Here is a 17,316-nt window from a genome sequence, read left to right on the forward strand (position 1 = left end):
CGTGCGGCCACCGCCCGATATGCTTAGCACCGTGTTCCGAAGAAAACCCCAACCCACCAGCCACGAACAGCAACAGGCGCGGCAGATTGCGCAGCTCACGGCCTCGCGCCGCGCCATCGCGGATGCCTATGAGGTGGAGCGCGCCCGCATCGAGCGCGACCTGCACGACGGCGCGCAGCAATACCTCGTAGCCGCGAGCATGAAGCTGGGCGAAGCGCTTCTCGACGCCCCCTCCCCCCTCTCCGAGCTCCTCACCGCCGCCAAGCAGGACGTGGACCGTGGCCTCAATTCCCTGCGCACCACGGTGCATGGCATCCACCCCCAGGTCCTGCAGGATCATGGTCTGGTGGCCGCGCTTGCCGACGCCGCCTCCTCCCACGGCCCCCACGTCAGCGTCTTCGCTCCCCACCCGCTTCCGAAGCTCTCCGCCTCCGTGCTGGCCTGCGGCTACTTCTTCGGCACGGAAGCTTTAACGAATGCGGCCAAGTACGCCCCCGGTGCGCCGGTCTCTGTTTTAGTGACCGCGGATGCCTCCTTAAAGATCACCGTGGTGGATGAAGGCCCCGGTGGTGCGCGGGTGGTGCAAGGCCATGGGCTGGCCGGGATGGCCGAGCGCCTCGCTGCTTTTGGCGGGGAGATGACGCTGTCCTCCCCACCCGGCGGCCCGACCCGGGTGGCAGGCTCGATTCCCCTTCTTCTCAATCGCGGACAGTCAGGAGTTTAAAAATGAGTTTAAGAATCGTGGTGGCGGATGACTCCGCCATTCTTCGTGAAGGCCTCGCCGGCCTGTTGGAGCGCCGCGGGCATGTAATCGTCGGCCAGGCTGATTCTGCCCCTTCGCTGGAGGCCGTGGTAGACCAACTTCGGGATGAACTTCCGGACATCGTCATCACGGACGTGCGCATGCCGCCAGGCATGGGCGATGACGGCCTGAAAGCCGCCGTGAACTTAAGAAACGCATACCCGGGCCTGCCCGTCATGGTGCTCTCCCAGTACGTGGCCCCTGCGTACGCGGTGGAGCTCTTCGACTCCCCCGATGCCGGCACCGGCTACCTTTTGAAGGACCGTGTCTCCGAAGTGCGCGACTTCCTCTCCAGCCTGGACGTGGTGGCCCAGGGCGGCACCGTCATCGACCCCACCGTGGCCCAAGCTCTCATGAGCTCCGGGCGCAGCGGCCTAGGCGAGCTCACCCCGCGAGAGCGCGAGGTCCTTGAGTTAATGTCGCGCGGCAAATCCAACAAGGACATCGCCGCCGAGCTCGTCCTTTCTTCCGCCGCAGTGGCCAAGCATGTTTCCAACATCTTCACCAAGCTGCGTTTAGATCCCAGCGAGGACAACCGCCGCGTCAAAGCGATCTTGGAGTACCTCTCCGCGCACCGCTGAGGCCTCGGGGATCTACGCTCACGGTAAATAGCGCCCGAAAATCCGCGGTTTTCCGGCGCTATTTACCGTGAACGACATCGACCCTCACACGAACCCCCACCGCGTTACGCTCACGGTAAAAAAGCCACAAAAACTCGCAATTTTTCGTCACTATTTACCGTGAACGACAGTAACTACTCACACGAACATGCGGTGCCACATCCACGGCGGGTCCAGATACGGTCTAGTCCCTCGAGCCACTCCGCGAACTTGCTCTACCACCTTGTCCAGATGGTGCTCGATCGTGGTCGCAGTAAAGTGAAGAGGGGTGTAACCGCGATGTACAGCGTCATTGAGTTTCTGGCGGTCAAGCTCGAATTGCCTCCGATTCTCCGCCCGGTGGTAGGCGTATCCGTCAACCTCGATGGCAATGCGATGTTTCTCCAAGAACAAGTCCCACCGATACGGCCCGATTTTAAAGTTATTGCGAACCACGAAATAGGGCTCCAACGCGCGAGTAAGCGCCCGCTCTGGAACGCTATCGGCACCGATGACGGCCTTGTCCAACACCCGCCGGGTGTGCTGTGGGAACCGCCGAAAGTCCATGGCCAGTAGCTTTAGCCGCCCTTCCGCATCGCCGCCGGCAAGGTACTTCTCCAGAAACATCACGGCGTGCTTCTCTTCCATAGCTTCCACCGCCTGCAGCGGATTGCATACGTTGATGCCGTCGTATGGAAAGACGCCCTTCGGCCGCGCGCGACGGCACCGGTAGTAGCGAGTATCTTCTAAACCTTTCTCCCGGATGAGCTGCAACGGAAATCCTGGTTTTCGCCCGAGAAAAATCATAGCCGCAGAATAGCCATCCAGTGCACAGTCAGGCCAGTGCTCACTGACTACCTTGGCCAATTCCAACGGCGTTGGCTCGCTGGGCAAATAGAGCCCCCGCGTAATTTTTATCGCTTCCCCCTTGGCCGCTGCGAGAGCCCCGGCACGGCCAACAATTTTCTCCATGTAGTCCCCTCCGATTTAAAAGCCCCTCCCCCTACTGCGCAGCATAAAAGGGCCCCGAGAACGCCGCAACCGCAGCCACGTAAGCTGGGGCGTATGCAAAACGTACAACCCACCGAAGTACCCGACAACGCCCAGCTTATCGACGTCCGCGAGGACCACGAGTGGAACACCGAGCACGCTGAAGGAGCCACACACATCCCGATGGGTGAGCTGGTCGAGCGCCTCGACGAGATTGACCCGGACCGAGACATCTACGTCATATGCCATCTGGGCGGGCGCAGCATGCAGGTATGTCAGTACTTGGAGCACACGAAGGGCTGGGACGTCATCAATGTCGACGGCGGCACGGATGCGTGGAAGGCTCAGGGCTGCCCCATGGTTTACCCCAACCAGTAGTGGTACTATTTTCGGTACCATTCAAGTGTGGTATCCAAGATACAAAAGATCCTCAAGAAGATGCGGACGTCACGAAATAACGTCCACTTCTCAGAACTGCAGCTTGTGTGCGATTTCTACTTCGAACGCCAAGAGAGCGCCGGCCGGAAACGAAGAGGCACGTCACACATCGTTTACAAAACCCCATGGCAGGGCGACCCCCGAGTAAACATCCAGGAAGGGCGCGACGGAAAAGCCAAGCCTTTTCAAGTCCGCCAAGTCCTAGATGCCATCGACCGCCTCAATTAGGAGCACTTCATGAACCCCGCAGACAAGTACACCTACCAAACCGCCTGGTCCGAAGAAGACGGAGAATTCGTTGCCACCGTTCTAGAGTTCCCTTCCCTGTCATGGCTCGACGCCTCTGCAGCCACCGCAGAATCCGAGCTGCGCAGTGTCGTCGAGGAAGCGCTAGAAGATATGCACCGCAACAATGAGCAAGCCCCAGAGCCATTTGGCCAGCGCAGCTTTTCGGGGAAGTTCAACCTTCGCATCCCACAATCGCTACATCGAAACCTCACCATCGAAGCCGAGCGGGAGGGCGTATCCCTCAACACTCTCATCGTCCAGAAGTTAGCCTCAGCATAAAACTAGTGGGGCACGGCCCATGATTTAGGATTCAGACGGTAGGCGGACTAATATCATCGGCATGTCTTCATCAAATTCTGTTACTATTCCTACCGCTCTGTTGGAGTCCCCCTCCTTCCAGTTGGAGCGCCTCCGCCGCCGCACCCGCGATGGCGTCGAGGCCGCGCTGCAGACCCAGCAGACCACGCTGCGCGAGTATTGGGTGCTCACCTGCCTTGTCGCTGAGGCCGCGTCCTCCCAGTCCGCGCTGTCTGAAACCCTGGCCATCGACGCCTCCGACATGGTGCGCCTCCTCGACTCGCTGGAGTCCCGCAACTGGGTCAAGCGTGAGCGCGACGCCAAGGATCGCCGCCGCCAGATCATTGCCGCCACCAAGAAGGGCGTGAAAGCCCACAAGGAGCTCGCCGCGCTCGTCGCCGAGGCAGAGGACGCTGCCCTTGACGAGTCCACGAACAAGCAGCTCAAGCACCTGCGCAAGTTGGCAAAGGCCATCATCGCGGCAGACGCCCCCGGCGATGGCGAAGGTGGTGATGCCTAAATGGAGGAATCCGATACTAGCCAGGGCCGCCACGCCCTCAAGACCGAGGAACCCCGCGTTCCTGAGCAGTACCTCCTTGGTTCCGAGGCTGCGCCGTCCCGCACCTTGTGGGACATCGTGCGCACCTCCGCGGAGCTGTACCCGGACGCCGCAGCCCTCGATGACGGTGAGATCCTCACCTACGCTGAGCTGCTTGCCGACGTCTCCGCTTGGGCCTCCGAGCTCCACGCTAACGGCGTGCGCCGCGGGGACCGCATCGGTATTCGCATGACCTCCGGCAAGCGCGAGCTCTACCTGGCCATCCTGGCCACGCTCGCCGCCGGAGCCGCCTACGTGCCTGTTGACGCCGACGACCCGGACGAGCGCGCCGAGATGGTCTTCGGCGAGGCTGACATCGACGGTGTGTTCACCGACGAGGGCTTCCGCATGCTGCGCGAGCGCGGCGGAAACACGGGCACCGACACGGGCTCCGACGCTGACAACGTGGCCTTTGATGAGCCGCGTCCAGAGGACACCGCCTGGATCATCTTCACCTCAGGCTCGACGGGCAAGCCCAAGGGCGTGGCCGTGAGCCATCGCTCCGCAGCCGCCTTCGTTGATGCTGAGGCTGCCCTCTTCCTGGTCGATAGCCCGCAGGGCCCGCTCGGCCCGGATGACCGCGTGCTGGCAGGCCTATCGGTGGCCTTCGACGCCTCCTGCGAGGAAATGTGGCTGGCCTGGGGCCACGGCGCCTGCCTGGTCCCGGCGCCGCGTTCCCTCGTGCGCTCCGGCATGGACTTGGGTCCCTGGCTCATTCGCCGCGACATCACGGTGGTCTCCACCGTGCCGACCTTGGCCGGTCTCTGGCCCGCCGAGGCCCTCGACAACATCCGCCTCCTCATCGTCGGCGGCGAGGCCTGCTCCCAGGAGCTCACCGATCGCCTTGCCACCGACGAGCGCGAAATGTGGAACACCTACGGCCCCACCGAAGCCACCGTCGTGGCCTGCGCGCAGCGCATGATGCCGGGCCAACCGGTGTCGATTGGGCTGCCGCTGAAGGGGTGGGACCTGGTGGTCGTCGATAAGCACGGCGCCCCCGTCAACGTCGGTGAGGTGGGCGAACTCGTCATTGGTGGCGTGGGCCTGGCTGCTTACCTGGACCCCGTGAAGGACGCGGAGAAATACGCGCCGCTGGAGTCCATGGGCTGGGAGCGTGCCTACCGCACCGGTGACCACGTGCGGCTGGAAGAAGACGGCCTGTACTTTGTGGGCCGTGTCGATGACCAGGTCAAGATTGGTGGCCGCCGCATCGAGCTCGGTGAGGTTGAGGCCAACGTAGCCGCACTGCCAAACGTGTACAACTCCGCCGTGGCCGTGCAGAAGACACCCGGCGGCGAGTCCGTGCTCGTCGGCTACGTCTCACTGGATGACCCGGACCTGGGCTTCGACCACGAGGCAGCACATGAGCGCCTCGCGGACACCATGCCGGCAGCACTCGTTCCGCGCATCTGCGTCATGGATGAGCTGCCGATTCGCACCTCCGGCAAGGTGGACAAGAAGGCCCTGCCATGGCCGCTGCCGGGCGTGGGCGTGGAGGCCGCGGGCCTCAACCCAACCGAGCAGTGGCTAGCGGAACTGTGGGTGGACACCCTCGGTGTGTCCGTGGAGGATGTCAACGCTGACTTCTTCTCCCTCGGCGGCACCTCACTAGCCGCCGCGACGTTGGTGGGCCGCATCCGCGAGCGCTTCCCCACCGTGGCTGTGCGTGATCTCTATGACCACCCGCGTCTGGGCTCGCTCGCAGAGCAGCTCGCCGGCGCCGAGTCCGTTGACGACGCCGGCCCTGCCCGCGAGGTCAAGCCCGTGGGCGCCGGCACGCGCATTGCACAGACGCTGATCCAGATCCCGGTCATGACGCTTGTGGCGACGACGTGGCTGGCCTGGCTGCTGCTGGGCTCCAATGTGGCGAACTTGCTGGGCGTGGACTGGGCCATGACCACTCCGTGGTGGCTCGTGGCCGTGCTGCTCGTCATCTTCGTCACCCCGGTGGGGCGCATCCCCATCGGTGGTTTTGGCGCACGTCTGATTACCGCTGGGATTAAGCCCGGCGAATATCCCCGCGGCGGCTCCACGCACCTGCGCATTTGGGCCGCAGAACGCTGGGCGGATGCCTCCGGCTCGCGCTCTATTGCGGGCGCGACCTGGGTCAACAACTATGCCCGCGCACTTGGTGTCAAGTTTGGTCGCGGTGTGGACCTGCACTCCCTGCCACCGGTCACGGGCCTGCTTACCTTGGGCAAACATGCGGCCATCGAGCCGGAGGTGGACCTGACCGGTTACTGGCTCGACGGCGACATCCTGCGCGTCGGCGCCATTGAGGTCAAGGAAGGCGCTCGCGTTGGCGCGCGCTCGACCTTGCTGCCGGGCACCGTCGTGGGCAAGGACGCCCACGTCGAGGCTGGTTCCACCGTGACCGGCCGCAAGAAAATCAAGGACGGTCAGCGCTGGTCCGGTTCGCCCGCTCAGAAGGTGGGCCGCTCCAAGCACCGCTTCCCATCCCATGCTCCGAAGCGCCGCCCGTGGTGGGTCGCCATCTATGGTGCGACCTCCATCCTGCTGGCCCTGCAGCCCATCGTGGCGCTGGCGGTGGGCGCGGCCGTGGTCGTAGGCCTCATTGCTCTGACGGATGGCTCTGCCTTCATCGGCTCCCTGTTCTTCGCGCCAGTGGGCGCCTTGGCGGCATTCTTGACATTCATGGTGCAGACCTGGCTCGGTGTCCGCGTGCTCTCGCTTGGTCTCACGCCGGGCGTGGCACCGGTGCGCTCAGCCAAGGGCTGGCGTCTGTGGGCGGTGGAGCGCCTCATGGATGAGGCCCGCACCCAGCTCTTCCCGCTGTACGCCTCCCAGCTCACCCCGACCTGGCTGCGCTCACTGGGCGCCACCATTGGCAGAGACGTGGAGATTTCCACTGCCGTAATGGTGCCTAAGCTCACCGAAGTCAAGGACGGCGCGTTCTTGGCGGATGACACCATGATTGGTGGCTACGAGCTCGGCGGTGGCTGGATGCTGACCGGTGAGACCAAGGTGGGCAAGCGCTCCTTCGTGGGTAACTCCGGTATCACTGGCCCGGGCCGCAAGCTGTCGAAGAACTCGCTGGTGGCCGTGCTCTCCTCCACGCCGAAGAAGACCAAGTCTGGCGCAAACTGGTGGGGTTCCCCGCCAGAGCGTATGCGCCGCGTGGAGGCCCACGTCGACGGCGTGGAGGGCGAGTCCCTCACCTACAACCCGGGCTTCAAGGTCAAGGCTGCGCGTGGCGCGATTGAAACCATGCGTCTGCTGGCACCGATGACGTCAGCCATGCTGCTGGCTGGCACAATGGCTGCGCTCTACGCCCTGGCTAGCACCTTTGGTATCGCGCTCGCCTGGGCTCTCGGCGGACTCATCCTCATGGTGGCCGGTGCCATCGCGATGACGGTGACCGTGGCCGTGAAGTGGATCTGCGTCGGCACGCAGACCCCGGGTGACCACCCCCTCTGGTCGGCGTTTGTGTGGCTCAACGAGCTGCAGGACACCTTCGTTGAGGCCGTCGCTGCCCCGTGGTTCTTCACCCACACCTACGGTGCCGGTGAAATCAACCAGGGCCTGCGCGCACTCGGCGTCAAGATTGGCCACGGCGCGTGGATTGACTCCTACTGGTTCCCCGAGACGGATCTGTGCTCCGTCGGTGCTGGTGCCTCCGTAGGCCCGGGCACCGTGGTGCAGACCCACCTGTTCCAAGACCGCGTCATGAGCCTGGACACCGTGACTATCGACGCCGGCGCCACCCTCGCCGCGCACTCTGTCGCGCTGCCGGCCTCCGTCATCGGCTCCACCGCCACGGTGGGCCCGGGCTCCCTCGTCATGCGCGGCGACCAAGTCCCGCGCAATTCCGAGTGGCAAGGCAACCCGATTGAGCCATGGAAGAAGTAGGGACTAATTAACGGGCAAAGTCAACGACATCAATAATCTCGTTGGCTTTGAAATCCCAGGCCTCCACGCGGACGCGGTCAGAGAACACCTTGACCCGCAGTCCGCTGGAGGCCTCTTCCTTTTCCTTGACAACCTTTTCGTCATGATCGCCATCCGGCAGGTACTCATTGAGAATTGCGCCAGTGTTTACCACGGGGAATCCGGTGCGCCCGGCCTCGCCAGTGCCGTCGTAACGGCGCACACCCCACCAGTTATTCTGCCGAAGGGAAGAATGACTGTGGCTGCTAAACCACACAATGTTGGTGTACTTATTCACTACATTGGACAGGGCTTCAAGGTCCTCAAAGTCGTTCTGATACCAGGCCGAATGGGACATGGACACGGTCTGCGGCAGCAGAGGGTGGCTAAATACCAACGCCGGAGTTCCCTTTTCATCCCAATAGTTCAAACGCTCATCGAGCCAGTCCAATTGTTCCTTGCTCAGTCTCTGGAACGGTTCCTTTCCGCCACGGTCAATGTCGGAATAGTATTCCGTATTGACAGAGATGAGCGGCACACCGTCGACCACAATCTCATTCCATGGTTTGTCCTGGCCTGCGTAGGTGAGGAAGCGCTTCAGATAAGTCTCTGAGCCTTCAGGACCGTACATCTCGTGGTTGCCGATAGTCCACAGCTGCGTTCCCGCAGCATGAGGTGCGTCCTTCTGTGCCTGCAAGAACGTGTCCCACTGCCCTTGGGAACCATCATCCACAATGTCACCATTGAGGACCAACGCACCGGCTGTGTCGTCCATTGCGTTGAGCAGCCCAATTGCTTCTTTATAGTCTTCGGGGTCGCCTTGGACATCGGATAATACATCGACAATGGCCTGTGGCTTGCCAGTAACCTCTGGCAGACGTTTGACAACGCCTACATTATCGACAGCCCACCACCAGTCATCGTTGCCGTTGGCGTAAGTGAACGTGACTTGCATGGACTGCGCGCCTACGGGAACCTCAATAGGCAGCGACTCATGTTTGGAGAAGACATCGCGATCAAACGTGGCAAGAGTCTGCGCTGCGGCCCCGTCAAAGGAGACCTGCACCATAGCGTTTTGGCCTTCTTTTCCTTGGCGGTAATGATGATCAAACTCGAGGTTGATGTCACCTTGGCCCGCCACAGGAATGCTCGGGGACGTCAACTGTGCGGTCATGGCATCGGTGTCATTGAGGCGCTGCTGCTTGCTGTCAATAATGACTAGATTGTCGTGGGCTTGAGTAAACCAATGACGCATGTCCGTCTGAGCAGCCCACGTCCAGTCTCGGATCGTTGACGCAGTCCAGCCCTTCCACCGAGCTTCACCAGAGTTTACGCCGTCGACGGAGGAGGACCACCCCTCCGGCATACGGTGCGTAAAGCGGGCGGGATTCTCCAACTCATCAAAGCTCTCGTGCCAGATGACTCGGTTGCCCGTCGGCGTCAGTGGAGTCTCAGCTTCCTCCACGTCCCCCGGAGCGACATCTTCCGGCTTCTTGGAATTACTAGAGGAATTCCAGTTAAAGAGTGAGGACGAGAAGCTAGACGAAGAGGACAGCGTGCTAAAGGATGACTGGGCAGACGCTACCGGCGATATGGTACACAGACCCACGACGGCGAGCGCAGCAGGTGCAAGAAGGTGATATTTCATAATGAAATGGATATCCTGCCTGAGCAACGGCAGGGTAACACTGACATGAACTTTTTGGGCCTTTTCTTACACCCACTCATTTCTCTGCCGAGAACTGCACAGAGGCGGCAGGGATTCCCTGCCGCCTCCTTTTTTCTGCCTGAATTGCTGAAAAGGCGCACTAGGCGTGGTGATTAATCACCAATCTGCTCACGACCGCGCTTCACAATCTTCTCATCGACCTGGCCTACGAGCTCGTGGTCTTTGTTCGTGTACTCGAACTTGGACAGTACGTAGCGCATGGCGTTGATGCGGGCACGCTTCTTGTCATTCGACTTGATGGTGATCCACGGGGACTCATCGGTATCCGTGTAGCGGAACTGCTCTTCCTTCGCGCGGGTGTAGTCATCCCACTTATCCAGGGAGGCCAAGTCCATCGGGGACAGCTTCCACTGGCGGACTGGGTCGATCTGGCGGATAGCGAAGCGGGTGCGCTGCTCCTTGCGGGTCACGGAGAACCACAGCTTAGTCAGGGAGATGCCTGAGCCCAAGAGCATGTTCTCCAGCATCGGAACCTCACGGAGGAACTCTGCATGCTGGGACTCGGTGCAGAAGCCCATGACGCGCTCAACACCGGAGCGGTTGTACCAGGAGCGGTCGAAGAAGACGATCTCGCCGCCGGACGGGAAGTGCTCGATGTAGCGCTGGAAGTACCAGGAGGTGGACTCACGCGGAGAGGGCTTTTCCAGCGCCACGGTGCGGGCACCACGCGGGTTGAGGTGCTCGTTGAAGCGCTTAATGGTGCCGCCCTTGCCGGCAGCGTCACGACCCTCGAAGATGATGATGTGGCGCTGGCCGGTTTCTTTGGTCCAGTTCTGCCACTTCAGCAGCTCAATCTGCAGAGCGCGCTTAATGCTTTCGTACTCGTCGCGCGTCATGCGTTCTTCATATGGGTAGTTCTCGCGCCAGGTCTCGACTGGCGAGCCATCCGGCATGATCAGCGCAGGGTCATCTTCATCGGAGTCGTCGACGACGTAGCCGTCGGTCTGTGCAAGGTCGATCTCGGGGAGTTCGTCGTCTTTAATGTCAGCCATGTCAGTAATTCTATCTATGAACCAGACATCTGGCTGAGTAAACCTTGCCCCAGCGGCCCCATTTACCCCCACTCTCGAAACAACGGCGGCATCACCACACGTAACCCGCCACAACTACTGCGCTTCTTCCACATGGTGGCCCGAAGATCCATGGACTCTAATGACCGGTCCGTACCTGCCACTAACGCCGCGGTACGTTTTCGCAAACAAGTCCCGAAATTCTGGTGTTTACGCTGCCATATTTGCGAAAACGTACCGTATAGCCAACTAGAGCCCGCATCCCTCAGAGAAAACATGAAAACCCCGCTCGCCTTAACAGGCAGCGGGGTTTAACGCTTAGTTCTGCGTGAACAGCGTGCTGCTTAGAGCAGGCCGATCAGCTTGGAAGCGCCCTTGGCAGCGTCACCCAGGTTGTACAGAACGGACAGGATGGTGCCGAGGATGCCGGTGGAAGAAAGGGTACCCATTGTAAATCTCCTTGGAAGTAAAAGTGTGTGTTCTCAATGCGCCCGAAGGCACATCAGGCTTACTTGGAGGACAGAGCCTCGAGCTTGGAGGTGTCCGGGGCAAACTCGTAAGAGTCACCCTGCTGAACAGCACCAGTAATGGTGTCGAATGCGCCAGCGAAGCCGCCGAAGAGCTTCTTGATGCCCTCAGCAAAGTCAGCGAAGTTGCCGAGCTGGTCGCCGATGAAAGAAAGATCCATTATGGTCTCCTTTTGTGAAGTCCGGGTAGAAAGTGCCCGGAGGGGGTTTGCGGTTTGCAGACACCCTCAGCGGGCGTCACAAGAAACTATTTTGGCACAGCTCCCCCACATTGCAAGTGGATGGCGGTGTTAATTTTTCGGCCAAACTAGACTCCCACACCAGCATTCAGAAGATGTTATCAATTAACCTAATGTTCACCTTACCTGCAAAAACCCCACTAACTGGGCAAATGCGGAACAGTGGACACACAGATCCAGAATGTGGCCCGAAATACGTAACACCATCCCGTAACCTTCCGATTGAAAGGTGCGCGCAGAACCTGAAAAATCTGAAAAATTTTCCAGCGCACTCCGGAAAAATACCCCCATATAGGGTGGAGAAAAGACACGAAAGTGTCTCAACACAGAGAAAGCTCCCCACGGAAAACCGTGAGGAGCATTCTCTTTGATATAGCCATCTGGGACACAGCGCCCAGGCATTGGGATTAGAAGCCCATACCGCCCATAGCGTCAGCATCCGGCATACCAGCGCCAGCAGCACCGGCCGGCTCAGGCTTGTCAGCAACGACTGCCTCAGTGGTGAGGAACAGTGCAGCGATGGACGCAGCGTTCTGCAGGGCGGAGCGGGTGACCTTGACCGGGTCGTTGATACCCGCGGCCATGAGGTCGACGTACTCGCCGGTAGCGGCGTTGAGACCCTGGCCAGCCGGCAGGGAAGAAACCTTGTCAGCCACAACGCCCGGCTCCAAGCCAGCGTTCTGAGCAATCTGCTTCAGCGGTGCAGACAGCGCCTCGCGGACAATCTTGACGCCGGTAGCCTCGTCACCAGTGAGGTCGGAGAGGGAATCCAGGACGTCGGCAGCCTGCAACAGGGCCACGCCACCACCGGCGACGATGCCCTCCTCCACGGCAGCCTTAGCGTTGCGCACAGCGTCCTCGATGCGGTGCTTGCGCTCCTTGAGCTCGACCTCAGTAGCAGCACCAACCTTGAGGACTGCGACGCCGCCGGCCAGCTTGGCCAGGCGCTCCTGCAGCTTCTCGCGGTCGTAGTCGGAGTCGGAGTTCTCAATCTCGGCACGGATCTGCTTGATGCGGCCGTCGATCTGATCTTGGGAACCGGCACCCTGGACGATGGTGGTCTCATCCTTGGTCACAACGACCTTGCGGGCCTGGCCCAGGTACTCGATCTCGGCGGTCTCGAGGGAGAGGCCGACCTCCTCGGAGATGACCTGGCCGCCGGTGAGGATGGCCATGTCCTGCAGAGTGGCCTTGCGGCGGTCACCGAAGCCCGGTGCCTTGACGGCCACGGACTTAAAGGTGCCGCGGATCTTGTTGACCACGAGAGTGGACAGGGCCTCGCCCTCGACATCCTCGGCGATAATGAGCAGCGGCTTGCCGGTTTGCATGACCTTCTCCAGCAGCGGGACGAGGTCCTTGATGTTGGAGATCTTGGAGGAGACGAGCAGGATGTACGGATCCTCCAGGACAGCCTCCTGGCGCTCCATGTCGGTGGCGAAGTAGCCGGAGATGTAGCCCTTGTCGAAGCGCATGCCCTCAGTAACCTCGAGGTCCACGCCGAAGGTGTTGGACTCCTCCACGGTGATGACGGAGTCCTTGTTCACGGAGCCGTTGCCCACGGTGTACATCGCCTCAGCGATCTTCTCACCGATAGCCGGGTCCGCGGCGGAGATGCCAGCGGTGGTGGCGATCTGCTCCTGGGTTTCTACTTCCTTGGCGGAAGCCAGCAGGGAGTCCACAACCTTCTTGGTAGCGGTCTCGATGCCGCGCTTGATGCCCATCGGGTTGGAGCCGGCGGCGACGTTGCGCAGGCCTTCGCGAACCAGTGCCTGTGCCAGGACGGTAGCGGTGGTGGTGCCGTCACCCGCGACGTCATCGGTCTTCTTGGCAACTTCCTTGACCAGCTCAGCGCCGATCTTCTCGTACGGGTCCTCGAGCTCGATCTCGCGCGCGATGGAGACACCGTCGTTAGTAATGGTCGGGGCGCCCCAGGACTTCTCCAGGACGACGTTGCGGCCCTTGGGGCCGAGGGTGACCTTGACGGCGTCGGCCAGCGTGTTCAGACCACGCTCGAGGCCGCGACGTGCCTCTTCATCGAAGGCAATGATCTTTGCCATGTGTTTGTGCTCCTTAAGCTTTGTTGAGGACGACACTCACGTCGGATCTATGACGGACGCCCGCGACGGCACGGCTGGCGAGTGTTCTCCAGCCCCAACCACATAGATGACTCTGATTTATTTCTGGCACTTGCCACGTGGAAGTGCTAGCGACCATTCTGGCACTCTCCCCCACCGACTGCAAGGTTCAACACGAACGCTATAAGCGAACGGGCGGTGCTTGCGCACCGCCCGCGACTACCTCCGCCGAACAACCGGCATGGGTATGTGAGTAGGTATGTGAGTTAAGGGAATAGAAGAGGTTGCCTTACTTCTCCGCAACTGCCTTCTTCGAGGTCCACTTGTAGGACACCGTGATAGCGGCGATGAAGAGCACGACGCCGATCACCTTGGCAGAGGTTCCGCCCTCAAAGATTTCCAGCGGGGACTCGCCGCCAGAGGCCGCGATGATGGCCGCGTTGACCACGCCAAAGAGGGACTCACCCACGATGAGGCCGGTGGCCAGCAGCGTGCCCATGCGCTTGACAAAGTGCGGGTTGGACTGGCGGGCCGACCAGCGGTTGTACACGTAGCCCAGGATGGCACCAATAGGCACCACGATGGTGATGGCGGCCGGCAGGTACATGCCCATGCCCACGGCCAGCGGGGACAGGGAGTACTTGTCCGTGAACTTGCGCAGGCACTCATCGATCACGATGATGACGGCGCCAATCGCCGCGCCTAGGCCGATGAGGTCCCACGGCAGAGAGCTATCGAAGATGCCGGAGGCCACCGAGGACATGAGCGCTGCCTGCGGGGCGGCCAGGGCATCCTCGCCGGCGCCCTCCATGCCCTGGAAGCCGAAGCCGGTGAGCATGACCTGCAGGATCGGCGGGATAACCAGGGAACCGAAGATGACGCCAATGATGAGCGCGACCTGCTGCTTCCAGGGCGTAGCCCCGACCAGCTGGCCGGTCTTGAGGTCCTGGAGGTTGTCGTTAGAGATGGTGGCGATGCCGAAAACAATCGCCGCGGTAAACAGCGTGTAGGCCACGAGGGACAGCGGCTCGGCGTCGGTGCCGCGAGTCACCAGCGCGATGATGAGCGCGGCGACGATGACGGCGATAATGCCAATGGAGGAAATCGGCGAGTTCGACGCACCGATAAGGCCCGCCATGTAGCCGCACACCGAGGCGATGACGAGCCCCACCAGCAGCGTAAAGAGTACAGACACGGTAATGAGCACCGCCATGTGCTCGTGAATATCGGTGCCGCGCACGAAGTTCCACAGCAGCAGGCCGATGGGGATCATGAGGGCAACGATGGTGCCAATGACGTAGGGCGCCGGAATGTCGCGCTCCTCCACGTCCACCTGCTGGCCGCTCTTGCGGTGGCGGGAGGAGGCGAAGGACTCCGCCATGCCCTTCGCAATCGGACCGGCAATCTTGATGAGCGTCCACACGGCCGCGATGGCCATGGTGCCCACGCCGATGAAGCGGATGCGGCCGGAGAACACGCTATCCACGGTGTCCATGAGGGTGGCCGGATCTCCCAGAGCCTCACCGCCGGTGAGGATGGGCAGCAGAATCAGGTAGGAGATGACCACGCCGACGAGCATGGCGATACCCACCGCCAAGCCCACCAGGTGGCCCACGCCAATGAGCGCCAGGGACAGCGAGGAGCCCAGGGTGGTGGCACCGGAGCCGAGCTTGAAGTACGCCGCGACTTCCGACGCCGCCGCCTTCATCGCTCCCAGCAGCGCCATCACTGCAGACAGGATGCCGCCGAAGACGATGACGTGCAGGCCCTTGGCGTTTTCCTCGTGAGCAACATCGCCCTCCACACCGGAGCTATCGCCCACCTTGAGGACCTCGGCCGCGGCCACGCCCTCCGGGTACGGCAGGTCGGAGCCAGTCACCAGGGCGCGGCGCAGCGGGATGGAGTACATCACGCCCAGCACACCGCCGATGGCGCACACCGCCGCGGTATCGACGAAGGAGAATCCCTGCCAGTAGCCCACCATCACCAGGCCCGGAAGCACGAAGATAATGGCGGACAGGGTGCCGGCGGCCGACGCGATGGTCTGCACAATGTTGTTTTCCTTGACATTGTGACCGGCAAAGCGGCGCAGCACGGCCATGGAGATCACCGCGGCCGGGATGGAGGTGGCAAACGTCAGGCCCACCTTGAGGCCCAGATAGACGTTGGCCGCGGTAAAAATCAGCGTGATGAGTCCACCGATGATGATGCCGCGCAGCGTGAGCTCGCGGAGCGTGGACTGGGAACCTTCGGCGGTGGTAGTCGCCATGTCAGGTCCTTTCTAATGCAATATGGAGTGAACCTTAGAAAGTCTAGTATGCCGCGGCCGCTACACCTAGCCAGTAGGCCCGGCGCCCAGCCCGCACAGGGTACGTTGGAAGCCATGAGCAACATTTCTGAATTCATCGCTTCCGACCGCGAGAACATCTTTAGCCAGCTCAAGGAGCTGGTGTCCTTCAACTCCGTGCACAACGAGCCGGGCTTGGAAGACCAGACTGCCAAAGCCGCTGAGTGGGTCAGCAACGCCCTGTCTACTGCGGGCCTTGAGCCGCAGTCCATCACTACTGCCGACGGCTCCACCGCCATCCTGGCCACCCGCCCGGGCAAGGAGGGCGCGAAGACGGTGCTGCTCTACTCGCACTACGACGTTGTCCCCGCCGGCAACCCGGAGGCGTGGGAGTCGGATCCGTTTACCCTCACCGAGCGCAATGGCCGTTGGTACGGCCGCGGCGCCGCTGACTGCAAGGGCAACGTGGCCATGCACCTGGCCGCCCTGCGCGCCCTAGATGCGAATGGCGGCACCGACCTCAACCTCACCGTCCTCATCGAAGGCTCCGAGGAGCGCGGCGGCGAGGGCCTGTCCGCACTCATTGAGGAGCGCCCGGAGCTGTTCGCTGCCGACGCCATCCTGATCGCCGATGCCGGCAACGCCAAGGCGGGCGTGCCGACGTTGACCACCTCCCTGCGCGGTGGCTCCCAGATCAACGTCAAGGTCTCCACTCTCAACTCGGCAGTGCACTCCGGCCAGTTCGGCGGCGCGGCTCCCGACGCCGTCAAGGCTCTCATGCGCGCGCTGGACTCCCTGACGGATGAGTACGGCCGGACGACTATCGACGGCGTCGATTGTGACGGCACCTGGCCCCTCGCCGCCGGCCAGGACACCGCCTACACCGAGGAGGACTTCCGCGCCGACGCGCAGATGCTCGACGGCACCGAGGTCATGGGCGCCCACGACCCTGCAGGCGCCACCGCCATCGCGGACCTCATCTGGGCCCGCCCGGCCATCACCGTGACTGGCTTTACCTCTACCCCGGTGGCAGAAGCCGTCAACGCGGTGCCGGCAACCGCGGAGGCCAACCTGAACCTGCGCACCCCGGCCACCATGGACCCGCAGACCACCGCCGAAGCCGTAGCAGAGCACCTCAAGAAGCACGTCCCGTTCGGCGCGCACATCGAGGTCACCATCCTGGAAGCCAACCTGGGCTTCGAGACGGACCCGGAGAAGCCCGCCGTAGCGTTGCTGGGCCAGTGCCTGGGTGAGGCCTACGGTTCCGAGGCCATCACGCAGGGCATGGGCGGTTCCATCCCGCTGACCGTGGAGTTGCAGGGCAAGCACCCCAACGCTGAGATTGCTCTGTTTGGTGTGGAGGAGCCGCAGGCTACGATCCACTCCGCCAACGAGTCCGTGGACCCGACTGAGATTGAGAACATTGCGATCGCTGAGGCTCTCTTCCTCCAGCGTTTCGCTTAAGCGGCACTATCCCGCCCGACAGAGCCATCCGCCGGGCGCGGGCTCGCTTTTCTTCTGGATGCGTTGGTGGCGACGTGGCGGAACG

At 61.9% G+C, this 17,316-nt stretch carries 13 protein-coding genes; 7 read left to right on the forward strand and 6 right to left on the reverse strand.

What is annotated here, in order from left to right:
• The first annotated feature begins 19 nt into the window (after window positions 1-19).
• Both CSING_RS11375 and CSING_RS11380 read left to right on the forward strand, forming a co-directional pair.
• Window positions 20-724: a sensor histidine kinase gene (locus CSING_RS11375; protein ID WP_042532383.1), complete on the forward strand. Its 705-nt coding sequence runs from the start codon at window positions 20-22 to the stop codon at window positions 722-724.
• 2 nt (window positions 725-726) lie between these two features.
• Window positions 727-1,383, forward strand: a complete 657-nt coding sequence (locus tag CSING_RS11380) for a LuxR C-terminal-related transcriptional regulator (RefSeq protein ID WP_042532385.1) — start codon at window positions 727-729, stop codon at window positions 1,381-1,383.
• 177 nt (window positions 1,384-1,560) lie between these two features.
• On the opposite strand, the gene CSING_RS11385 is transcribed toward CSING_RS11380, so the two are convergent.
• Window positions 1,561-2,373, reverse strand: a complete 813-nt coding sequence (locus CSING_RS11385) for an endonuclease domain-containing protein (RefSeq protein WP_042532387.1) — start codon at window positions 2,371-2,373, stop codon at window positions 1,561-1,563.
• A 93-nt stretch (window positions 2,374-2,466) separates the two neighbouring features.
• Here CSING_RS11385 and CSING_RS11390 point away from each other — a divergent pair, with 93 nt between their 5' ends.
• From CSING_RS11390 to CSING_RS11410, 4 genes are all read left to right on the forward strand, one after another.
• Entirely contained in the window at window positions 2,467-2,769 is a 303-nt protein-coding gene (locus CSING_RS11390) for a rhodanese-like domain-containing protein (RefSeq protein WP_042532389.1), read from the forward strand.
• Window positions 2,770-3,066: 297 nt separating this feature from the next.
• The gene (locus CSING_RS11400; RefSeq protein ID WP_042532393.1) at window positions 3,067-3,396 is read left to right on the forward strand and encodes a type II toxin-antitoxin system HicB family antitoxin; all 330 of its coding nucleotides are present in this window, start codon (window positions 3,067-3,069) and stop codon (window positions 3,394-3,396) included.
• Between the two features lie 61 nt (window positions 3,397-3,457).
• The gene (locus tag CSING_RS11405; RefSeq protein WP_042532396.1) at window positions 3,458-3,934 is read left to right on the forward strand and encodes a MarR family winged helix-turn-helix transcriptional regulator; all 477 of its coding nucleotides are present in this window, start codon (window positions 3,458-3,460) and stop codon (window positions 3,932-3,934) included.
• Complete coding sequence (locus CSING_RS11410) at window positions 3,935-7,882, forward strand: Pls/PosA family non-ribosomal peptide synthetase (RefSeq protein ID WP_042532397.1); 3,948 nt, start codon at window positions 3,935-3,937, stop codon at window positions 7,880-7,882.
• 7 nt (window positions 7,883-7,889) lie between these two features.
• On the opposite strand, the gene CSING_RS11415 is transcribed toward CSING_RS11410, so the two are convergent.
• The 5 genes from CSING_RS11415 to CSING_RS11435 form a co-directional block, all read right to left on the reverse strand.
• Window positions 7,890-9,548, reverse strand: a complete 1,659-nt coding sequence (locus tag CSING_RS11415; RefSeq protein WP_042532399.1) for a metallophosphoesterase family protein — start codon at window positions 9,546-9,548, stop codon at window positions 7,890-7,892.
• A 173-nt stretch (window positions 9,549-9,721) separates the two neighbouring features.
• Entirely contained in the window at window positions 9,722-10,621 is a 900-nt protein-coding gene (gene ppk2, locus CSING_RS11420) for a polyphosphate kinase 2 (RefSeq protein WP_042532401.1), read from the reverse strand.
• 526 nt (window positions 10,622-11,147) lie between these two features.
• Complete coding sequence (locus CSING_RS11425; protein WP_042532403.1) at window positions 11,148-11,327, reverse strand: PorH family porin; 180 nt, start codon at window positions 11,325-11,327, stop codon at window positions 11,148-11,150.
• A 485-nt stretch (window positions 11,328-11,812) separates the two neighbouring features.
• Window positions 11,813-13,462 (reverse strand): chaperonin GroEL, encoded by a 1,650-nt coding sequence (gene groL, locus CSING_RS11430; protein ID WP_042532405.1) that lies wholly within the window; start codon window positions 13,460-13,462, stop codon window positions 11,813-11,815.
• Window positions 13,463-13,769: 307 nt separating this feature from the next.
• Entirely contained in the window at window positions 13,770-15,749 is a 1,980-nt protein-coding gene (locus tag CSING_RS11435) for an OPT family oligopeptide transporter (protein WP_042532407.1), read from the reverse strand.
• A 114-nt stretch (window positions 15,750-15,863) separates the two neighbouring features.
• Between CSING_RS11435 and CSING_RS11440 the strand changes: the two genes are divergently transcribed.
• A complete protein-coding gene (locus CSING_RS11440) occupies window positions 15,864-17,231 on the forward strand; it encodes a dipeptidase (protein ID WP_042532409.1) in 1,368 nt (455 codons plus the stop codon).
• Window positions 17,232-17,316 lie beyond the last annotated feature (85 nt).

The sequence above is a fragment of the Corynebacterium singulare genome, from assembly GCF_000833575.1.
Classification (GTDB): domain Bacteria; phylum Actinomycetota; class Actinomycetes; order Mycobacteriales; family Mycobacteriaceae; genus Corynebacterium; species Corynebacterium singulare.

Bases quoted from the DNA above. Each gene is read 5' to 3' on its own strand.
- CSING_RS11405 (WP_042532396.1), top strand. From the start codon at position 3,458: ATGTCTTCATCAAATTCTGTTACTATTCCTACCGCTCTGTTGGAGTCC.
- CSING_RS11400 (WP_042532393.1), top strand. From the start codon at position 3,067: ATGAACCCCGCAGACAAGTACACCTACCAAACCGCCTGGTCCGAAGAA.
- ppk2 (WP_042532401.1), bottom strand. From the start codon at position 10,621: ATGGCTGACATTAAAGACGACGAACTCCCCGAGATCGACCTTGCACAG.
- CSING_RS11415 (WP_042532399.1), bottom strand. From the start codon at position 9,548: ATGAAATATCACCTTCTTGCACCTGCTGCGCTCGCCGTCGTGGGTCTG.
- CSING_RS11410 (WP_042532397.1), top strand. From the start codon at position 3,935: ATGGAGGAATCCGATACTAGCCAGGGCCGCCACGCCCTCAAGACCGAG.
- CSING_RS11440 (WP_042532409.1), top strand. From the start codon at position 15,864: ATGAGCAACATTTCTGAATTCATCGCTTCCGACCGCGAGAACATCTTT.
- CSING_RS11385 (WP_042532387.1), bottom strand. From the start codon at position 2,373: ATGGAGAAAATTGTTGGCCGTGCCGGGGCTCTCGCAGCGGCCAAGGGG.
- CSING_RS11390 (WP_042532389.1), top strand. From the start codon at position 2,467: ATGCAAAACGTACAACCCACCGAAGTACCCGACAACGCCCAGCTTATC.
- groL (WP_042532405.1), bottom strand. From the start codon at position 13,462: ATGGCAAAGATCATTGCCTTCGATGAAGAGGCACGTCGCGGCCTCGAG.
- CSING_RS11435 (WP_042532407.1), bottom strand. From the start codon at position 15,749: ATGGCGACTACCACCGCCGAAGGTTCCCAGTCCACGCTCCGCGAGCTC.
- CSING_RS11380 (WP_042532385.1), top strand. From the start codon at position 727: ATGAGTTTAAGAATCGTGGTGGCGGATGACTCCGCCATTCTTCGTGAA.
- CSING_RS11375 (WP_042532383.1), top strand. From the start codon at position 20: ATGCTTAGCACCGTGTTCCGAAGAAAACCCCAACCCACCAGCCACGAA.
- CSING_RS11425 (WP_042532403.1), bottom strand. From the start codon at position 11,327: ATGGATCTTTCTTTCATCGGCGACCAGCTCGGCAACTTCGCTGACTTT.